The 348-nt window shown below is 77.6% G+C and carries 1 pseudogene; it reads right to left on the reverse strand.

Annotated features, from left to right (window positions below):
* Positions 1-348: pseudogene (locus G3I40_RS46285) on the reverse strand (nucleopolyhedrovirus P10 family protein); the annotation flags it as partial.

Below are 348 nucleotides of genomic sequence, written 5' to 3' on the forward strand. Positions count from 1 at the left end.
GGGCAGCGCGGCCGCAGCCGGGCGGTCCTCGATGTGGGCCGCCCGGCCCAGGCCGCCCAGGACACCCGTCAGGCGGGCCACTCCCGGCACGGTCAGGGCCGCCTTCGCGACCCGGGCCTCGTCGCCGTCGCCCTCGCCGTCGCTGTCGGCCGAGTCTGTGGTCTCCTCCTCCGCGACCTGTGACTCCTGCTCCTGCGTGACCCCCTGTTCCGCAGCCGCCGCCGGACCGGCGCCGAGCAGCGCCGTCACCTCCAGGTCCACCTCCGCCACGACCAGACCCAGCCGGTCGTCCGCGGCCCGCGCCAGGGTGTCGCGCAGCCGGGCGGTTGTGGACGGCAGCGGCTCGTC

It is taken from the genome of Streptomyces sp. SID14478 (assembly GCF_010548525.1).
GTDB lineage: Bacteria > Actinomycetota > Actinomycetes > Streptomycetales > Streptomycetaceae > Streptomyces.